Genomic DNA, 19,346 nt, shown 5'->3' with positions numbered 1-19,346 from the left:
TCCAGCAGAATGTCCGAGCATTCTGCTGGGGAATGGCCGGTTAGTCGAGTTTGGCGGCGGGCGGCTCTTGCTGCGGTTTGCCATCAACGGGCGACGCGGTGGTTTTGGTTTCCGGCTCGATCGGCACCAACTTGTATTCCTGACCGTGGAGGTTCTTGAGGTAGACCTCCATCTGCCGGAACGAGATGTTGATGTGCTGTTTCTTGAACTCGCGGTTGATGAAGCGGTTGACTTCATCGATCACCGGGTTGCGGTCGCCGAGATCGCGCACGTGCATGCGCAATTCGTGGTCAAGGGTACTTTCACCAAAGTTCAGGAAGTACACATGCGGTTCCGGATCCTTCAGCACGCGGGGGTTATCGCGGGCCGCTTTCAACAGCAGTTCTTTGACCAGGTCCAGGTCCGATCCGTAATCGACGCCAAGCTTGAGGGTGACCCGGGTGATGGTGTCGGTCAGCGACCAGTTGATCAATTGCCCGGTAATGAACGTTTTGTTCGGGACAATGATGTCCTTGCGGTCGAAGTCGGTGATGGTCGTGGCGCGGATGCGGATTTTGCTCACCGTCCCCGACAGGTTGCCGATGGTGATGGTGTCGCCGATCCGCACCGGGCGCTCGAACAGGATCATGATGCCGGAGATGAAGTTGGCGAAGATCTCCTGCATACCGAAACCGAGGCCGACCGAGAGTGCCGCCACCAGCCATTGCAACTTGTCCCAACTCACGCCAAGGGTCGACAGGGTCGAGACGAAACCGACGCCAGCGATCACATAGGACAGCAGCGTGGTGGTGGCGTAGGCGCTGCCCTGGGCCAGGTTGAGTTTCGACAGCACCAACACTTCCAGCAGGCCCGGCAAGTTACGCGCCAGGGCAAAGGTGATGCCGATGATGATCAGCGCGCCGAGCATGTCGCCGATGCTGATCGGTACCATGCTCATGTTGGCGCCGGTGCCGCTGGTGTATTCGTAGAGGGTGATGTTGTCCAGGTACGAGAACACGGTGATCAGGTCGGCCCAGACCCAATACAGCGCTGCGATGAAGCCGCCGAGCAGTGCCAGGCGGATCAGGCGCAGGGACTGTTCGTTGACCTTCTCGATGTCCATGGTCGGTTCTTCGATGACCGCTTCGCCGTCGCCGGCCTCTTTGGCGGCCTGACGTTTGGCCAGGGCGCGCTGGTAGGCCAGACGCCGGGCGGCCACGCTGAGGCCGCGTACGAAGGTGGCCTCGATCACCAGCCAGAACATCAGCAGGTACAAGGTGTTGATCAAGCGGTCGCTGAGTTTCAGCGCGGTGTAGTAGTAGCCGAAGCACACGGCGACGAACAGAGCGACCGGCAGGGCCGTGAACAGAATCCCCACCGCTTTGCGGAACAGCGAGGCGTTTTCATGGGTCGGGCTGCCGATCAGCAGGCGGCTGAGCAGCAAGGTCATCAGGGCGTAGCAGATCAGCACCACCGGCATGCCGAGCACGTCATCGGCCAGCGCCGCCGGTTGCAGTTCGGCCACGGCCACGACTGTCACCAGAGCCATGACGACCATGCCCAGTCGACGGATCCAGCCGCGCAGGAACTCGACCTGGGGCTTTTCCCAGCGGAAGTGCAGTTCCGCCACACCGCGCGGCGCGAGGATGCGATAGGCGGTATAGAACACCAGCCAGGCCCCGGCCATTTGCAGCAGCGCCGCGCCCATATTGGCGTTCTGCCCGCGGGCGTCGATTTGCAGCGCCAGGCCGCACAAGCCCAGGCCCAGCGAAACCGGCATGGCCAGCAGGATATTGATCAGGATCGCCTGAGGCGTGTGCCACTGGCTGTCGCGCTTGAAGTGGCCGATGTCCTGGTGAACCTTGTTCAGGCGGGCGTACAGATTTTTGCGTCGCCACAGCAGGGCACCGATCAGCAGCGCCAGTGGCAGGAACAGCAGCGGCCGCTGGGTCAGTCCATCGGTCAGTTCGCTCAGGCTTGAGGCCAGCGGCAGGCTGTCGACCTGGCGTTGCAGACGCTCCGGTACGCTGCGTATCCATTCGAGGTCCAGCGGTTTGTTGCTGGGAATCCAGAACATCTGCTCATCCAGCGTCGCCCGCAGGCTTTGCGCGGTGCTGAGCAGTTGCTTCTGATTCAGTTGCAGCGTGATCGATTCATTGAGCACCGCGCTCAGCTCGCGGTTCAGGCGTTCCAGCAGGTCGGCGCGGGTCGTGGCCAGTTCCAGCAGGCTTTTGCGCAGTTGCGGGGTGACTTGCTCGGGCGTTTGGGTCGACAGCAAGTTGTCGACATAGGTGGCCGGGTTGCTGAGCAGTTCCCGTTGCTGGCTGACTTCGAATTGATACAGGCGGATGTCGGCGATCTGGTCGGCCAGATTGCGGTCGACCCTCAGGCGCGGCAGGGCCTGTTTCTGTTTGTAGAGGATCTTCGACAGCAGCAGGCTGCCCTTGAGCACGTTGATTTGCTCGTCCAGGGCCGAATCGCTCTGGGTCAGGCTGTCCAGTTGTTGCTTGGTCTGCAGGTTCTGCTGGGTGACCTCATTGAGGCGGTCAGTGCTTTTGAGCAAGTAGTCGGAAAGCTTCAGGTTGGCCGCGCTTTCGGTGGCCAGCAGGCTGCTGCCCCCCGCCTTCTGCGCTTCGATGGATTGCTGCGTCACCGTTTCCTGGGATTGGGCCAGGCGCTTCTGGTTGATCAGGCTTTGCAGGTCCTGAATTTCCTGGTCGAGACGGTCGGAGCGTTCCGAGAGCAGGTCATGCTGGCTGTTGCCCAGGTCTTGCAGTTGGGTGTTGCCGGCCAGTTCCTGGCGTCGCAGCGGGATCAGGGCGTTCAGTGCCGCCTGCTCGGCATTCAACTGGTCGCGTTGTTCGGCGCTCAACGTCTTGCCGCTGTCCTTGCCGGTCTTGAGGATGTTGTTGATCTGCTGAATGCGCGTCTGGCTGGCTGAAATCTCCGCCTGGGCGCGCTCGGGGCGGGTCTGGGCGGTAATGATCAGGGTATTGGCGTCGCCCAGGGCTTTTTGCAGATCGCTTTGCTGGGTCGAGCGATCGGTCAGCATTTGCTCAAGTTGCTGAATCGACTCTTTGGTAAAGCGTTGCGCCACCGGTACCACGCTGCTGGCCTTGAGGCGCGCCAGCTCGCGCTGGTTTTCGATGGTCTGTTTGGGCGCGGTGGCCAGCTGCTGCTTGAGATCGCTGAGCTTCTGCTCGTAATCACGCCGGTTGTTGAGCTGTGTCAGCGTGTTTTGCAGGACCGATTGCAGGGCCTTTTGATCGGCTTCCGGCAGTTTGCGGTCGGCGATTTTGTCCAGGCTCGCTTGCACGGCTTCGCGGGACGGCGGTTCGGCGGCTTGTAACGTACCGACGGAGAGGCTCAGGCCCAGAAGGACCATGACAAAAAAGGTGCGCAGGCTTGACATAGAGACCGATCAAAAAGCGAAACGAAGAGTGGAGTTTAGAGGAAGAGGCCCGGACCCGGGCGACTTCCTTCGGGGAATCTGACGCCCACTTTGGCGATCTTGTTCCCGTCCATGACGGCGACGGTCCAAATGGTGTTGTTCCATTCCACCTGGTCGCCGACGATGGGGGCGCCACCGACTTTCTGGGCGATGAAGTGCCCCAGGGACATGTCCGGATCGATGCCGTCGACTTTCAACCCGTACAGGGCGGCAACCGCGGCCAACTGGGCATCTCCTTCGAGTACGAAGTCGCCGAAGAAGCGCAAATCGAGACCGCGTTGCGGTGCCTGGCTGAACAGTTTTCCGAGGGCCGGAAGGTTGTGTTCATGGCCGATGACACAGAGCAAATCATCGACTTCGAGCACCGTACTACCCGACGGATGGAGCAGTTGCTGGCCACGAAACAGGGCCGCGATACGGGTGCCCTCGGGCATTTTCAGTTCGCGAAGGGGCGAGCCGATGCACCATTTCTCGGCACCGAGGCGATAAATGAACAGCTCCCACTCGCTGGTGACGTGCACTTCCAGGGCCGAGCGGGAGATCGGCGCGGGCTCCGGCGGTACGGTCACTTTCAACAGCTTCGCCACCCACGGCAGGCTGGTGCCCTGCACCAGCAGCGAAACGAGCACGATGAAGAACGCCAGATTGAAGTAGAGCTGGGCGTTGGGCAGACCGGCCATCAGCGGGAACACTGCCAGAATGATCGGCACCGCGCCGCGCAAGCCGACCCAGGAAATGAACGCCTTTTCGCGGCCGTGGAACGCCTTGAACGGCAGCAGGCCGAGCACCACCGACAGCGGCCGGGCAAACAGAATCATCCACAGCGCCAGGCCCAGTGCCGGCAGTGCAATCGGCAGCAGGTCATGGGGCGTGACCAGCAGTCCCAGTACCAGGAACATGCCGATCTGTGCCAGCCAGGCCATGCCGTCGAGCATGTGCAGGATGCCGTGGCGACTGCGCACCGGGCGGTTGCCGATCACCAGGCCGCACAGGTACACCGCCAGGAACCCGCTGCCATGCAGGGCGTTGGTCAGGGCAAACACCACCAGACCGCCGGCGATGACCAGGATCGGATACAGACCGGTGGCCAGATTGATGCGGTTGACCAATTGCAGCATGAGCCAGCCGCCCGCCAGGCCAATGAAGCCGCCGATGCCGAACTCGCGCACCAGGTGGGTCAGCAGGCTCCAGTGCAGGCCGGTCTGGCCGCTGGCGAGCATGTCGATCAGGGTCACGGTGAGGAACACCGCCATCGGGTCGTTGCTGCCGGATTCTATTTCCAGGCTTGCCGTCACCCGTTCGTTCAGGCCTTTGCCGCCCAACAGCGAAAACACCGCCGCGGCGTCGGTAGAGCCGACGATGGCGCCGATCAACAGGCCTTGGATCAGGTTCAGGTTGAACAACCAGGCGGCGGCCATCCCGGTCAGCCCGGTGGTGATCAACACGCCGATGGTCGCCAGCGATAACGCGGGCCACAACGCCACACGGAAACTCGAGACTCGGGTGCGTAACCCGCCGTCGAGCAGGATCACGGCCAACGCGAGGTTGCCGACCAGATAGGCCGTCGGGTAATTGTCGAAAATAATGCCGCCGCCATCGACGCCGGCGGTCATGCCGACGGCCAGGATGATCACCAGAATCGGGATGCCGAGGCGCGACGAAAGTGAGCTCACCAGAATGCTCGCACCTACCAGCAACGCGCCGATCAAGAACAGGCTGTTGATGGTCGTCGCATTCAAAGGCAGTACTCCGGAAAGCTGAGAGGCGGGCACAAACTGACCATGCAGTCTGCGTGCCAGCGATTCTAACCTGTTGAAATGTGATGCTGTCAAAAAGCTTTTTAAACGCAGAACCCTGCAGGAGCAAGCTTGCTCGCGATGGATGTCAACGATTACGCGGGCTGTCTGGAAGAACGCGTAATCGTTGACCATCATCGCGAGCGAGCTCGCTCCTACAGGGAGCGGTTACAGGCTAAAGCGTCCGACCATGGTATTCAGATCCACCGCCAGCCGCGACAGCTCGCTGCTCGCCGCGCTGGTCTGGTTGGCGCCGGTGGCCGATTGCACCGACAGGTCTCGGATGTTCACCAGGTTGCGGTCCACTTCACGGGCCACCTGCGCCTGTTCTTCTGCGGCGCTGGCGATCACCAGGTTGCGCTGGTTGATTTCGACGATGGCGCTGTTGATGGTGTCCAGCGACATTCCGGCACCACGGGCGATGTTCAGGGTCGACTCGGCGCGCTCGGTGCTGTTGCGCATCGAATCCACCGCGTGCTCGGTGCCGCTCTGGATGCTGCCGATCATGCGTTCGATTTCGCTGGTCGACTGTTGGGTGCGATGGGCCAGGGCCCGTACTTCGTCCGCCACCACGGCAAACCCGCGACCGGCTTCACCCGCACGGGCCGCTTCGATCGCGGCGTTCAACGCCAGCAGGTTGGTCTGATCGGCCAGCCCGCGAATCACATCCAGCACCTTGCCGATGTCGCGGGACTCATTGGCCAGGTCGCCGATCAGGGTCGCGGTGCTTTGCACGTCGGCGCTCATGCGTTCGATGGCGCTGACGGTTTCCTGCACCAGGTCGCGGCCATCCCCGGCAGAAGCGGTGGCACTCTGCGAGGCTTCGGAGGTGCTGACGGCGTTGCGCGCGACTTCTTCCACGGCACTGGTCATTTCGTTGACCGCGGTGGCGGCCTGCTCGATCTCGTTATTCTGCCGGGTCAGGCCGCGAGCGCTTTCGTCGGTGACGCTGTTGAGTTCTTCAGCGGCCGAGGCCAGTTGCGTGGCCGAGCCGGAAATCCGCTGCAGGGTGTCGCGCAGTTTGTCCTGCATCTTTGCCATCGCCGCCAGCAAGCGACCAGCCTCGTCCTCGCCGTCGACCGTGATCGGGCGAGTCAGGTCGCCTTCGGCGATGCTTTCGGCGGCACCCAGGGCATTGGCGATGGGTTTGGTGATGCTGTTGGTCAGCAACCAGGCGAGGGCCAGGGTCAGTGCGGTGGCGGCCACCAGCAAGGCGATGACCAGATCGAACGCCGAATCATATTGATCGGCGGCCTGCTGGTTGGTGTCGTGGGTCTGCTGGGTATTGATTTCCAGCAGTCGGTTCAACACAGCGTTCACGGCCTCGGCGTTGTTGAGCAAATCGGTGTTGAGCAGTGTGCGCAGCTCATCGACCTGATTGTTGCGCGACAGGGTCTTCATCCGGTCTTCGATCTGGCGGTATTGCCCCAGCAACTGCACGTATTGGTCGTAGGCTGCGCGTTCCTGCGGGCTGGCGATCAGTTTTTCATAGGTCGCTTGTGCGGCGCGGATCTGCTGGTTGCGCGTCTCCAGCAATTCCATGGTTTTCTGCTGGACGTCCGGTTCGCGATTGACCAGCAAGCGATACGACAGCACGCGCAGGCGCAAGGTGAGTTGGGTGAACTCATCGAGGCTCTGGATGCTCGGCACGCTGTTCAAGGTGATTTCTTCGGCGGCGCCACGGATCTTGCTCATCTGATTCAAGGCAAACACCCCCAGAATCATCATCAAGCCGCCGATCAGGGCGAAGCTGAGGAACGCCCGTGGAGCAATATTCATATTTCGAAGGGACATGGCGGGTACCAAAATGAGCGCGTCCGTGCGGGGCTGAGGCTGCTGTATGGATGACATATCGGTCATGCGCCTCAAGTCTTGAGCCGCTACGCGGTTTTTGCCGCTAACCGGTCGTTCTCTGTAGGAGCGAGCCTGCTCGCGATGGACGGCAACGATTACGCGGGCTGTCTGGAAGAACGCGTAATCGTTGACCAGCATCGCGAGCGAGCTCGCTCCTGCATAAAGGCGGGCGACGAAGTGCAGGAACCAGATGAGCCAATCACAGTCTTTAAAACTCGCGAGGACAGTCGCCGTCAGGAAAATCAAGGCTTTGCGCCCGTATAACCCTGGCATCCACCGTGACTTTTCTTTATCGTACGCGCCCTTTGAAAAACCCCGGAAAATCAAAATGTTGGAAGCATCCCTAAGCCAATTGGAACAACTGGTCAGCGACCTGGTGCAACAGAACCAGAGCTTGCTCAGCACCAACCAGGCCCTGAGCGCAGAACTGGCCCAGGCCAAAGATGAAAACGAAAGCCTGCAACTGAGCCTGATGGAGCAGGAAGAGAAGCAGGGCGCCACCGCGGCACGCATCCAGGCCCTGGTTGAGCGCGTCAGCGCAGGCCCAGTCAGCGCATGAGTTACAACGCCGCAGGGGTAAGAGTCATCTCGATTCTGGGGGAGGACTATTCGATCAAGGCGCCAGCCGGGGAAGAGCAAACCCTGCTGGACGCTGCAATGATGCTGAAGGCTGCCCTGGCCGACACCAAAAGAAAGTACCCGACGCTGATCGGCGACCGCCTGCTGGTGCTGGCCGCGATGAATCTGTGTTCGCAGCAGATCGAAATGCAGAAGCAACACAAGCTCGAACTCGACCGTTACCAAGAGCAAGTCAGCGCCACGGTTGAAGTGATCTCCAAGACGATCAATCAGGCCTGATCGGCTTTGCGCACAACCAAAGAATAGATTGTCGATTTGTTTGTATACAATCGGCACGGCTGTTGCAGTGTTTCAGCCTCTTATTCTTTGGGGGTGCACCATGCAGTTCTGGCGACGCAGTATTCAATGGCAGTTGATCCTGAGCATGGGCACCGCCCTGCTGGTCAGCATTCTGATTGTGGTTGGCATTTATACCCTGGTGGTCAACCGCCTCGCCGAGCGCTATCTGGTCGAGCAGGCGCTGCCGTCGAGCATCGAGGCGATGCGCAACGATATCGAGCGGATCCTCGTTCAACCCCTCACCGCCGCCAAGGACATCGCCAGCAACAGCATGGTGCGCGACTGGCTGGCCGGGGGTGAAAACAGTGCCCAGACCCCAGCATTCGTGAACTATCTGGAAGGCATTCGCGCCGAGCACAAAGCCTTTACCGCGCTGATTGTCGGGGGCGCTTCCAGCCACTACTACACCGAGAAAGGCCTGGATCGCACCCTCAGCCGTTCCAACCCCAAGGACGCCTGGTTCTATTCTTTTCTCGATAGCAACCAGCCGCGCACCCTCAATATCGACAACGACACGGCCACCGGAGAGTTGGCGCTTTTCATTGATCTCAAGGTCGAGCAGGCCGGCAAGGTCGTGGGCGTTGCCGGGCTTGGCCTGAGCATGAAAGAGCTGTCGGAGCTGATCCACAATTTCAGCTTCGGTGAGCGCGGCAAGGTCTATCTCGTGCGTTCCGACGGTTTGATCCAGGTCCATCCCGAGGCGCAGTTCAGCGGCAAACGCACCCTGGTCGAGCAGATTGGCGCGTCAGCCGCCCAAGCAGTGATGGGTCAACTGTCTACCTCCAAAGCTGGTGCCACCCACAGCCGTTTCCAGCGTGACGGCGAAGATTTTCTCGCGTTGAGCCTGCCGCTGCGGGATCTGGGCTGGACCCTGGTGGCCGAAGTGCCACAGTCGCAGATCTACGCTGAAGCCCGTCGCGCCCTGTGGATGAGCAGCGGCATCGGCCTGGCGGTGGCGCTGGTGTGCCTGTTGCTGGTGGTGTTGCTGGCCCGTGGGCTGGTCAGACCGATTCGTCAGGTAACAGCGGCATTGGTGGCCATTGGTAGCGGCGGTGGAGATTTGACCCATCGGCTGGATGCCAGTCGCGCTGATGAGCTGGGTGATCTGGCTCGCGGTTTCAATCGGTTTCTCGACAGTCAGCGCGACATGATTGGCGAAGTGCTGACCACCAGCGACCAATTGCGCACAGCGGTCGGTCAGGTGGCACGGGTGGTGGATAACACGGCCGAGCGCTCCGGGCGTCAGCAGGAAATGACTGACATGGTCGCCACGGCGGTCCATGAAATGGGCCTGACTGTGCAGGAAATCGCACAGAACGCCGGCAACGCGGCGCTCGCCTCGCAAAATGCGCGGGATGAGGCGATGCAGGCGCGGGAAGTGGTGGGCGGGTCCATTCGGCACATCGAAAGCATGTCCGATGAGATCGGCGTTGCAGCCAGCGCAGTGGGCGAGCTGGCCGATCAGGTGGCGTCGATCGATCAGGTGCTGGCGGTGATTCGCGGGATTTCCGAGCAGACCAATTTGCTGGCGCTGAACGCCGCCATCGAAGCGGCGCGGGCCGGCGACATGGGGCGTGGATTCGCCGTGGTGGCCGATGAAGTACGCACCCTGGCGCGGCGTACGCAGACGTCGACCGACGAGATTCAGCAGATGATCGGCAGCCTCAAGCAAGGCGCGGAGAACGCGGTGTCGTCGATGCACTCCGGGCAGGCCGCGACCGGCACCGGGGTTGAGTCGAGCCAGCGCACCGGGGCGTCGTTGACTGCGATTACCGGGCAGGTCGAGCGCATCAGCGACATGAACCACCAAGTGGCGACGGCCACGGAAGAGCAGTCGGCGGTGACCGAAGAGATCAACCGCAACGTGCAGGGCATCTCCGATCTGGCGCGGGCGACGGCGGGGGAGGTCAGGGCGTGTCGAGAGGACTGTCAGACGCTGCAGCGGTTGGCGGATGATTTGGCGCGGCAGATGGGTGGGTTCAAACTCAGTTGATGTGTTGACTGTGGTGACGCCTTCGCGGGCAAGCCCGCTCCCACAGGGTTTGTGTGTTGAACACAGGTTTTGTGAACAACAGGAATTCCTGTGGGAGCTGGCTTGCCAGCGAATGGATGTCAGCTACAGCACAAGGCGTGGATCAGAACCACTCATCCTGCATGCCCAGGCAAACATCATCCCGGGCCTCAAGAATCGCCAGTTCATGATGGCAAGCCGGCACTTCCCAGGTCAGGAAGTAGCGGGCCGCTTGCAGCTTGCCTTTATAGAAGCTCACATCCGCCGCATTGCCCTTGGCCAGTCCTTCCTCGGCGCGGATCGCCTGCTCCAGCCAGCGCCAGCCAATCACCGTATGTCCGAACACTTTCAGATACAGCGCCGAGTTCGCCAGGCTGCTGTTGACCTTTCCCTGGGCCAGATCGGTCAGCAAACCGATGGTTACGGTTTGCAGGCGCGCCACCAGTTTCTCCAGCGGCTCGCGCAGTGCGGTCAGCGATTCGAACGCGTGTGCTCGCTTGCCGGTATCGGCGATCAGGCGAATCAGTTGCTTGAGCCCTGCGCCGCCGTTCTGCGCCAGTTTTCGCCCCAGCAAATCCAGCGACTGAATGCCGTGGGTGCCTTCGTGAATCGGGTTCAGGCGGTTGTCGCGGTAGTACTGCTCCACCGGGTATTCGCGGGTATAGCCGTGGCCGCCGAGGATCTGGATCGCCAGTTCATTGGCCTTCAGGCAAAACTCCGACGGCCAGGATTTGACGATGGGCGTCAGTAAATCCAGCAGCTCATGGGCCTGCTTGCGCTCGGCTTCGGTCTCCAGGGTGGTGGTGTCGTCGAACAGTCGAGCGGCGTACAGGCCGAGGTCGAACGAGCCTTCGACGTAAGCCTTCTGGGTCAGCAGCATGCGTTTGACGTCGGCGTGCTGGATGATCGCCACCGGTGCGGTGTTCGGGTCCTTGCTGTCTGGCACGCGACCCTGCGGACGCTCGCGGGCGTACTCCAGCGAGTACAGGTAGCCGGCGTAACCGAGCATCACCGCGCCCATGCCGACGCCGATCCGAGCCTCGTTCATCATCTGGAACATGTAGCTCAAGCCATGGTGCGGCTTGCCCACCAGATAGCCGACACACTCGCCGTTATCGCCGAAATTCAGCGCGGTAGAGGTGGTACCGCGCCAGCCCATCTTGTGGAAAAGCCCGGCGAGCAATACGTCGTTACGTTGGCCGAGGCTGCCGTCATCGTTGACCAGGAATTTGGGCACGATAAACAGCGAAATGCCTTTCACCCCGGCCGGTGCGTCCGGCAGCTTGGCCAGCACCATGTGCACGATGTTTTCCGACAGCGGGTGATCGCCGCCGGAGATGAAAATCTTGTTGCCCTTGAGTCGATAAGTGCCGTCAGACGCCGGTTCGGCGCGGGTACGAATATCCGACAGCGATGAGCCGGCATGGGGTTCGGTCAGGGCCATGGTGCCGAAGAAGCGGCCGTCGATCATCGGTTGCAGGAAGCGGCGCTTCTGCTCCTCGGTACCGAAGCTTTCGATCAGGTTCGCCGCGCCCATGGTCAGGAAGGGGTACGAAGTCGACGCCGCGTTGGCCGACTGGAAATGCGCGAAGCAGGCCTGGGACAGCAGTGTCGGAAGCTGCATGCCGCCCGCTTCGAAACTGCGCGCCGCATTGAGGAAGCCGGCTTCAAGAAAGGCATCCACCGCCGGTTTCACTTCCGGTATCAGAATCGCCCGACCGTCCTCGTAGCGTGGCTCGTTCTCGTCACCCTTGCGGTTATGCGGGGCAAAGAACTTCTCGGCGATGTTGCGGGCGGTGCCAAGCGCGGCATCGAAGGTTTCGCGGTTGTGCTCGGCGAAACGCTCACGCTGGGTCAGGCCCTCGGCATCGAGGACTTCATACAGCTCGAAAGCCAGATTGCGGGAACTGAGCAACGTCTCGGACATGGCGACCTACCTTTTATTGGGATGGGCCGAGTCTAGGCGGGGGAATAAAGGCTGAACAGGATGATTGATGAGCGTGATGGTGGAGCCGAGCGCCGGCTTAGCAAACACCCCAAAACAACTGTGGGAGTGAGCTTGCTCACGAAAGCGGTGGGTCAGGCAACATTGATGTCGACTGACACTCCATTTTCGCGAGCAGGCTCGCTCCCACAGGGGTATTGCGTACCGGGTAGCCATTGCGGCTGCCCGGTTCATCGGTATTAACCGATCGTCATCAAGCTGGCGTTACCACCCGCCGCAGCGGTGTTGACGCTCAATGCGCGCTCAATCACCAGGCGCTCCAGCGCAATGTTGGTTTCACCTTGCGACAGACCCTGCACGCCAACGATGGCACCGGCACGCTTGGCCACTTGTTGGCAGACCGCACGCAACTGATCGGAATGGCCATGATGCAGAACGGCATCAAACACCACTTCATCCTTGTTCCAGTCGGAAACCAGTTTGATGCGCGCCTGAATCTCCTTCGGCAATCGTGCGAACAAGGCCTTGGTCAGTTCAGCTTCCGGCCATACCGCCGAACCGCCTACCGCCAATACCGCCGCCAGTTGTGTCAGCAGATCGCCTTCGACTTCCGCCAGGCACAGCACGTGCTCGCGCGGCAGGATCGCATAGCTGTTGCGCTCGCCGGTCGGGCCAGCCAATAAGCGGGTGATGCCGCTTTGCGATTGGGCGGCGAACTGCGTGCACAGGGCACTCAGGTTGGCGAACTTGTTGCTGTCGGCCCAGGCTTTCAGGGCGGTCAGCGGCTTGCTCATGGCTTCACGCAGGCGAGCATCCGGTGCTGCGATGGCGTCGCCACGGGCGAAGGATTGTTCGATGGCGTCGGTCGGACGCGTCGACAACAAGCGGTACAGGTACAGCGGGCCGCCGGCTTTCGGACCGGTACCCGACAAGCCTTCGCCGCCGAACGGCTGGACGCCGACCACGGCACCGACGATGTTGCGGTTGACGTAGACGTTACCGGCGTTGACGTTGTCGATCACCTTGGCGATGGTCTCGTCGATGCGGGTATGCACGCCCAGCGTCAGGCCGTAGCCGGAAGCGTTGATCTGAGCGATCAGTTGATCGATGTCTTTGCGCTTGTAGCGAACCACGTGCAGCACCGGGCCGAAGATCTCCCGTTGCAGTTCGTCGAAGCTTTCCAGCTCGATCAGCGTTGGCATCACGAAGGTGCCGCGTTTGATTTCTTCGGCATCGGCGATGGCCACCTGGTACACGCTGCGACCTTTGTCGCGCATGGCCTGGATGTGCTTCTCGATGCCGGCCTTGGCTTCGGCGTCGATCACCGGGCCGATGTCCACGGACAGGCGCTCGGGGTTGCCGAGGCGACTTTCAGCCATGGCGCCCTTGAGCATTTCGATGACGCGGTCGGCGGAGTCTTCCTGCAGGCACAGAACCCGCAGGGCCGAGCAACGCTGGCCGGCGCTGTCGAAGGCCGACAATACGACGTCGATTACCACTTGTTCGGTCAGTGCCGAAGAGTCGACGATCATCGCGTTCTGGCCACCGGTTTCGGCGATCAGCGGAATCGGACGGCCCTGGTTGTCGAGGCGTCCGGCGATGTTGCGTTGCAGCAGGCGAGCGACTTCGGTGGAGCCGGTGAACATCACGCCCTTGACCCGATCATCGCCCACCAGGCCGGCACCGACGGTTTCGCCGCGGCCCGGCAGCAGTTGCAGCACGCCTTCCGGAATCCCGGCTTCGAGCAGCAAACGCACGGCTTGAGCGGCGACCAGCGGGGTTTGTTCCGCAGGCTTGGCCAATACCGGGTTGCCGGCTGCCAGCGCAGCGGCGACCTGGCCGCTGAAGATCGCCAGCGGGAAGTTCCACGGGCTGATGCACACAACCGGGCCCAGAGGACGGTGCGCGTCGTTGGTGAAATCGTTGCGCGCCTGCACTGCGTAGTAACGCAGGAAGTCCACGGCTTCACGCACTTCGGCGATGGCGTTGGCGAAGGTCTTGCCGGCTTCGCGAGCCAGCAGGCCCATCAGCGGCTGGATCTCGCCTTCCATCAAGTCGGCGGCACGTTCCAGGATCGCGGCGCGCTCGGCGGGCGGGGTGGCCTGCCAGATCGGTGCGGCGTTCAGCGCGCACTGGATGGCGTTGTCGACGTCTTCGACGGTGGCTTCCTGCACGTGGCCGACCACGTCACGCAGATCGGACGGGTTCAGGACCGGCGCAGGTGTTTCAGTGCTGGAGGCACAACCGAGCATCGGCGCGGCTTTCCAGTTGTTATGCGCGGTCGCCAGCAGGGCGCAGGACAGGGAGGCCAGGCGATGTTCGTTAGCCATGTCGATGCCGCTGGAGTTGGCGCGCTCGGTGCCGTACAGGTCACGCGGCAGCGGAATGCGCGGGTGCGGCAGGCCGAAGCCGCCTTCCAGCGTCGCCATTTGCTCAATGCTGGCCACTGGATCGGCCACCAGCTCCTGAATCGAAATCGACTGGTCGGCGATGCGGTTGACGAACGAAGTGTTCGCGCCGTTTTCCAGCAGGCGACGTACCAGGTACGCCAGCAGGGTTTCGTGCGTACCGACCGGAGCGTACACGCGGCACGGACGGTTCAGCTTGCCTTCGGAAACCTTGCCTACGACCTGTTCGTACAGCGGTTCACCCATGCCGTGCAGGCACTGGAACTCGTACTGGCCCGGGTAATAGTTCTGACCGGCGATGTGATAAATGGCCGACAGGGTGTGGGCGTTGTGCGTGGCGAACTGCGGGTAGATGACTTCCGGCACCGACAGCAGTTTGCGTGCGCAAGCGATGTAGGACACGTCGGTGTACACCTTGCGGGTATAGACCGGATAGCCTTCCAGGCCTTCGACCTGGGCGCGCTTGATTTCGCTGTCCCAGTACGCGCCTTTGACCAGGCGGATCATCAGGCGATGACGGCTGCGGCGAGCCAGGTCGATCACGTAGTCGATCACATACGGGCAGCGCTTCTGATAAGCCTGGATCACGAAGCCGATGCCGTTCCAGCCGGTCAGTTGCGGCTCGAAGCACAGGCGCTCGAGCAGATCCAGCGACAGCTCGAGGCGGTCGGCTTCTTCGGCGTCGATGTTCAGGCCGATGTCGTATTGCTTGGCCAGCAGGGTCAGCGAGAGCAGGCGCGGGTACAGCTCGTCCATCACGCGCTCGTATTGCGCGCGGCTGTAGCGCGGGTGCAAGGCCGACAGCTTGATCGAGATGCCCGGGCCTTCATAAATCCCGCGACCGTGGGACGCTTTGCCGATCGAGTGAATGGCTTGTTCGTACGAGGCCAGGTACTTCTGGGCGTCGTGTTCGGTCAGCGCGGCTTCGCCGAGCATGTCGTAGGAGTAACGGAAACCCTTGGCTTCGAACTTGCTGGCGTTGGCCAGGGCTTCGGCGATGGTTTCACCGGTGACGAACTGCTCGCCCATCAGGCGCATCGCCATGTCGACGCCCTTGCGGATCATCGGCTCGCCGCTCTTGCCGATGATGCGGCTCAGGGACGAGGTCAGGCCTGTTTCGTTATGGGTAGAGACCAGTTTGCCGGTCAGCAACAGACCCCAGGTCGCGGCGTTGACGAACAGCGAAGGGCTGTTGCCCAAGTGTGGCTGCCAGTTGCCGGTGCTGATCTTGTCGCGGATCAGCGCGTCACGGGTGCCTTTGTCCGGGATACGCAGCAGCGCTTCGGCCAGGCACATCAGCGCCACGCCTTCCTGGGACGACAGGGAAAATTCCTGCAGCAGGCCTTGAACAATGCCGGCACGACCGCCAGCGCTCTTCTGGTTGCGCAGTTTTTCGGCAATCGAGGCAGCGAGTTTGTTGGTGGCTTCGGCCATCGGTGCCGGCAGGCGAGCCTGCTCGATCAGCATTGGCACCACTTCCGGTTCCGGGCGACGGTACGCAGCGGTGATCGAGGCGCGCAGCACCGATTGCGGCAGGATGCTTTCGGCGAATTCGAGGAAGCACTGGTGCGCGTGGTCGACATGGACTTCGCCCGTGTCGTCAGCGTCCTTGCTGGTCAAACCGTTCAGCTCGGTCAGGGTTGCACCATCCTCGAGTTTCTCCAGGTAATTGAAAATTGCCTGCTTGATCAGCCAGTGCGGCGTGCGATCAATCGAGGTCGCGGCGGCCTTGAGGCGTTCGCGGGTCGGGTCATCGAGTTTGACCCCAAGGGTGGTGGTAGCCATGTTTTTATCCTCATGTTTGCCACGACTGCGTGGCATCAGCTGGCGGCAAGATTAGCCGTGCGCCGAAAGAGGTGCAACCGGGTGCAACCCTTTTTTTGTCGGAATATTAAGCAGCTCGTCAGGAAATAAATTCTGGTACGAACGTGCTGCGCCTGCTTGGTGCTTTTGCTTCTATCGCGTCGTATCTACTGCGCTAAAAGGGAGCAAAAAAGCCTGCTTTTCCTGAAAATCCGATTAGGTGCAACTAATTCTCGAGAAATGGGTTGCACCTGATTTGCTTTGTTGAATAGCATTCGCGCCCCAAGGTGCAACCCGTCATAAAAGGCAGGTGCACCGGCTGATGGCTTTCCTGGGGAAACATCAGTCATAAATGCGCGGGATCCCGGATCGTCTGTCAAACGTCGTCGTTTGCGAACGGTTCACCAGCCGCCGCTACATAAAAACAAAGCCAGGGCGTCACTTAATGAGCGTAAGCAATCCAACCTTGATCACGTTCGTGATCTACATCGCAGCCATGGTGCTGATCGGCTTCATGGCCTATCGCTCCACCAACAACCTTTCTGATTACATCCTCGGCGGTCGCAGCCTGGGCAGCGTCGTTACCGCGCTGTCTGCCGGCGCCTCCGACATGAGCGGCTGGTTGCTGATGGGCCTGCCGGGCGCCATCTACATGTCCGGCCTGTCCGAAAGCTGGATCGCCGTCGGCCTGATCATCGGTGCCTACCTGAACTGGCTGTTCGTCGCCGGCCGTCTGCGCGTGCAGACCGAGCACAACGGCGATGCCCTGACCCTGCCGGACTACTTCGCCAGCCGTTTCGAAGATAAAAGCGGGCTGCTGCGGATCATCTCTGCGGTCGTGATCCTGGTGTTCTTCACCATCTACTGCGCCTCCGGCATCGTGGCCGGTGCCCGTCTGTTCGAAAGCACCTTCGGCATGTCCTACGAGACTGCGCTATGGGCCGGTGCTGCGGCGACGATTGCCTACACCTTCGTGGGCGGTTTCCTGGCGGTGAGCTGGACGGACACCGTACAAGCCACCCTGATGATTTTTGCCTTGTTGCTGACGCCGATCATCGTGCTGCTGGCCACCGGTGGCGTCGATACCACGTTCCTGGCCATCGAAGCGCAAGATCCAAGCAACTTCGACATGCTCAAGGGCACGACCTTCATCGGCATCATCTCGCTGATGGGCTGGGGCCTGGGCTACTTCGGTCAGCCGCACATCCTGGCGCGTTTCATGGCGGCGGATTCGGTCAAATCGATTGCCAACGCCCGTCGCATCTCCATGACCTGGATGATCCTGTGCCTGGGCGGCACCGTCGCCGTAGGCTTCTTCGGTATCGCCTATTTCTCGGCTCACCCTGACGTGGCCGGTGCCGTGACCGAAAACCACGAGCGCGTGTTCATCGAACTGGCGAAAATCCTGTTCAACCCATGGGTGGCCGGTGTCCTGCTGTCGGCGATTCTGGCCGCGGTGATGAGCACCCTGAGCTGCCAGCTGCTGGTGTGCTCCAGCGCCCTGACCGAAGACTTCTACAAGACCTTCCTGCGTAAAAGCGCTTCCCAGGTTGAACTGGTCTGGGTCGGCCGTGCCATGGTGCTGCTGGTTGCCCTGATCGCGATCGGTCTGGCGGCCAACCCGAGCAACCGCGTACTGGGCCTGGTGAGCTATGCCTGGGCCGGTTTCGGTGCCGCATTCGGTCCGGTCGTGCTGATCTCGGTGATCTGGAAAGACATGACCCGCAACGGTGCACTGGCCGGTATCCTGGTCGGCGCGATCACCGTGATCGTGTGGAAACACTTCGAACTGCTGGGCCTGTACGAAATCATCCCTGGTTTCATCTTCGCCAGCCTGGCGATCTACATTGTCAGCAAGCTGGGTAATCCGACCAGCGGCATGCTTTCGCGCTTCGCTGCTGCCGAGGCCGATTTCCGTCTGAACAAGTGATAAGCGATGGGGAGCGCGCTTCCCATCTCTGATAAAAGAACGGCTCGCAGCCTAAAGGTGCGAGCCGTTTTTTTTTGTTCGGGCATTGTCTCGCACTTCTTTTTTGTCGCCTTTTTCTTTACCTCTCGTGGGATATTTCCGGTTTTGCTTGGTCGTCTTGAATTCTCTCTGTGTGCACGTACTTTGCGTTAGCCCGCCTCATGCCCGAGTCGGGGTAACTCATCCTTGACAGTGGCGGGCGTCCCACGGCTGGGAGGTGATCAGAGAGGGATATCAAGACATGGCTATCGGTCCAGGCGACAAAACCAGTGCACCCGAGAAGAAGTCCATCGCAGAGCAACTGGCCTGGCTTGATCTGGCCGCCCAGGCCGAGCGCGCCGCCAAGGCGCAGCCTCACATCGATATCAACTGTACGCTGATGCCGTGCCCCGCCAGCCAGGCGGAGCTTTTCGTCGTGCCCGTGCGTTATGCCCTGGCCGAGGAAAAGGCCACTGACCCCTGCTGCGTCCCCGGCGTGTCCACCCAGGGCCGGCCCATGGCGGTGCGACGTCTGCGTGCCGGGTTTGTTTATCTGTGGCAGGACCAGGGGCCGCTCAAGCGTTATGGCGTCTCGCGCTCCGGCCAGTTCGTGGAGCAGGCACTGGACGAGGATGAAACCCTGCTGCTCAACGCTCCCCTGTCGGGGTTGGCGTTGGAAAAAATCCACGATGCCTGGATGCTCTACAGCGAATTTCCGTTGAACGCCGAGCGCTGCAAGGCGCTGAGTGACAGCAGCGCCAAGCGCCGTGAACACATGCGCCACATCGCCTTGCGCACCGTGGCCAACGAACTGCAAGCCGAACACTGCCCGCCGCTGGAGCAAGCCGCCGAGGTGATGGCTGAACTGCTCCCCGAGACCTTCGCCCGCGCCCTGAAGGCTGACCTGAAACGGGGTGCCGAGGACACCGACGCGCTGGGCGAGGCCGTGATGAAGGACCCGACGCGAGGCAACATCAAGGCCTACACCGACGCCATGCACCGTGCTCGCGAGCGCGAGCGCGTCCTGGCCCTGCACCCCGACGTCAGCGACCAGCCGCCGGGCCAGTGGAGCGCCGAACCGTGGGAAGGGCAGGGCACTCAGGACTGGCTGGACAGCGCGATGGCACAAACCGAGGGGCTGTTCGCCGTCTTCGCCTGCCTCGACGACGACCTTGGTGTGCTGCGTGACATCAATCACGAACAGGAATGGCTGGAGGCGAATCACGAAAAATG

The 19,346-nt window shown here is 61.4% G+C and carries 10 protein-coding genes and 2 pseudogenes; 6 read left to right on the top strand and 6 right to left on the bottom strand.

The window, feature by feature from the left end:
• Nucleotides 1-40: 40 nt before the first annotated feature.
• The 4 genes and pseudogenes from mscK to ACVWYU_RS06520 all read right to left on the bottom strand — a co-directional run.
• Nucleotides 41-3,391 (bottom strand): mechanosensitive channel MscK, encoded by a 3,351-nt coding sequence (gene mscK, locus ACVWYU_RS06535; protein ID WP_247257868.1) that lies wholly within the window; start codon nucleotides 3,389-3,391, stop codon nucleotides 41-43.
• Nucleotides 3,392-3,426: 35 nt separating this feature from the next.
• Complete coding sequence (locus tag ACVWYU_RS06530; protein WP_457372271.1) at nucleotides 3,427-5,169, bottom strand: potassium/proton antiporter; 1,743 nt, start codon at nucleotides 5,167-5,169, stop codon at nucleotides 3,427-3,429.
• 225 nt (nucleotides 5,170-5,394) lie between these two features.
• Nucleotides 5,395-6,258 carry a methyl-accepting chemotaxis protein gene (locus ACVWYU_RS06525; RefSeq protein ID WP_457372396.1) on the bottom strand — a complete coding sequence of 288 codons (864 nt, stop codon included), beginning with the start codon at nucleotides 6,256-6,258 and terminating at the stop codon, nucleotides 5,395-5,397.
• Nucleotides 6,250-7,005, bottom strand: a pseudogene (locus tag ACVWYU_RS06520) (MCP four helix bundle domain-containing protein); the annotation flags it as partial. The gene ACVWYU_RS06525 and the pseudogene ACVWYU_RS06520, both read right to left, overlap by 9 nt.
• Before the next feature lie 403 nt (nucleotides 7,006-7,408).
• Here ACVWYU_RS06520 and ACVWYU_RS06515 point away from each other — a divergent pair.
• The 4 genes and pseudogenes from ACVWYU_RS06515 to ACVWYU_RS06500 all read left to right on the top strand — a co-directional run bounded on the left by ACVWYU_RS06515 (nucleotide 7,409) and on the right by ACVWYU_RS06500 (nucleotide 9,991).
• A complete protein-coding gene (locus ACVWYU_RS06515) occupies nucleotides 7,409-7,639 on the top strand; it encodes a hypothetical protein (protein ID WP_090328338.1) in 231 nt (76 codons plus the stop codon).
• Nucleotides 7,636-7,938, top strand: coding sequence for a cell division protein ZapA (locus ACVWYU_RS06510; protein WP_090328340.1), 303 nt, complete (start codon nucleotides 7,636-7,638; stop codon nucleotides 7,936-7,938). Before ACVWYU_RS06515 ends, ACVWYU_RS06510 begins: the two co-directional genes overlap by 4 nt.
• A gap of 100 nt (nucleotides 7,939-8,038) precedes the next feature.
• Nucleotides 8,039-9,127 (top strand): annotated as a pseudogene (locus ACVWYU_RS06505) (HAMP domain-containing protein); the annotation flags it as partial.
• Nucleotides 9,128-9,145: 18 nt separating this feature from the next.
• Complete coding sequence (locus ACVWYU_RS06500) at nucleotides 9,146-9,991, top strand: methyl-accepting chemotaxis protein (RefSeq protein ID WP_457372395.1); 846 nt, start codon at nucleotides 9,146-9,148, stop codon at nucleotides 9,989-9,991.
• 142 nt (nucleotides 9,992-10,133) lie between these two features.
• Here the strand turns inward: ACVWYU_RS06500 and ACVWYU_RS06495 are convergent, their stop codons facing one another.
• Nucleotides 10,134-11,936, bottom strand: a complete 1,803-nt coding sequence (locus tag ACVWYU_RS06495) for an acyl-CoA dehydrogenase (protein WP_247257872.1) — start codon at nucleotides 11,934-11,936, stop codon at nucleotides 10,134-10,136.
• A gap of 257 nt (nucleotides 11,937-12,193) precedes the next feature.
• Nucleotides 12,194-16,147 carry a trifunctional transcriptional regulator/proline dehydrogenase/L-glutamate gamma-semialdehyde dehydrogenase gene (putA, locus tag ACVWYU_RS06490; RefSeq protein WP_457372270.1) on the bottom strand — a complete coding sequence of 1,318 codons (3,954 nt, stop codon included), beginning with the start codon at nucleotides 16,145-16,147 and terminating at the stop codon, nucleotides 12,194-12,196.
• A 463-nt stretch (nucleotides 16,148-16,610) separates the two neighbouring features.
• Between putA and putP the strand changes: the two genes are divergently transcribed.
• Together putP and ACVWYU_RS06480 are read left to right on the top strand one after the other, a co-directional pair.
• On the top strand, nucleotides 16,611-18,095 hold the full coding sequence (gene putP / locus ACVWYU_RS06485; protein WP_090328352.1) for a sodium/proline symporter PutP: 1,485 nt from the start codon (nucleotides 16,611-16,613) through the stop codon (nucleotides 18,093-18,095).
• Nucleotides 18,096-18,375: 280 nt separating this feature from the next.
• Nucleotides 18,376-19,346: toxin VasX (locus ACVWYU_RS06480; protein ID WP_457372269.1), on the top strand; the 971-nt coding region annotated here is incomplete at its 3' end.

Source organism: Pseudomonas sp. TE12234, assembly GCF_054061835.1.
This window is presented reverse-complemented; position numbering and strand designations above follow the sequence as displayed.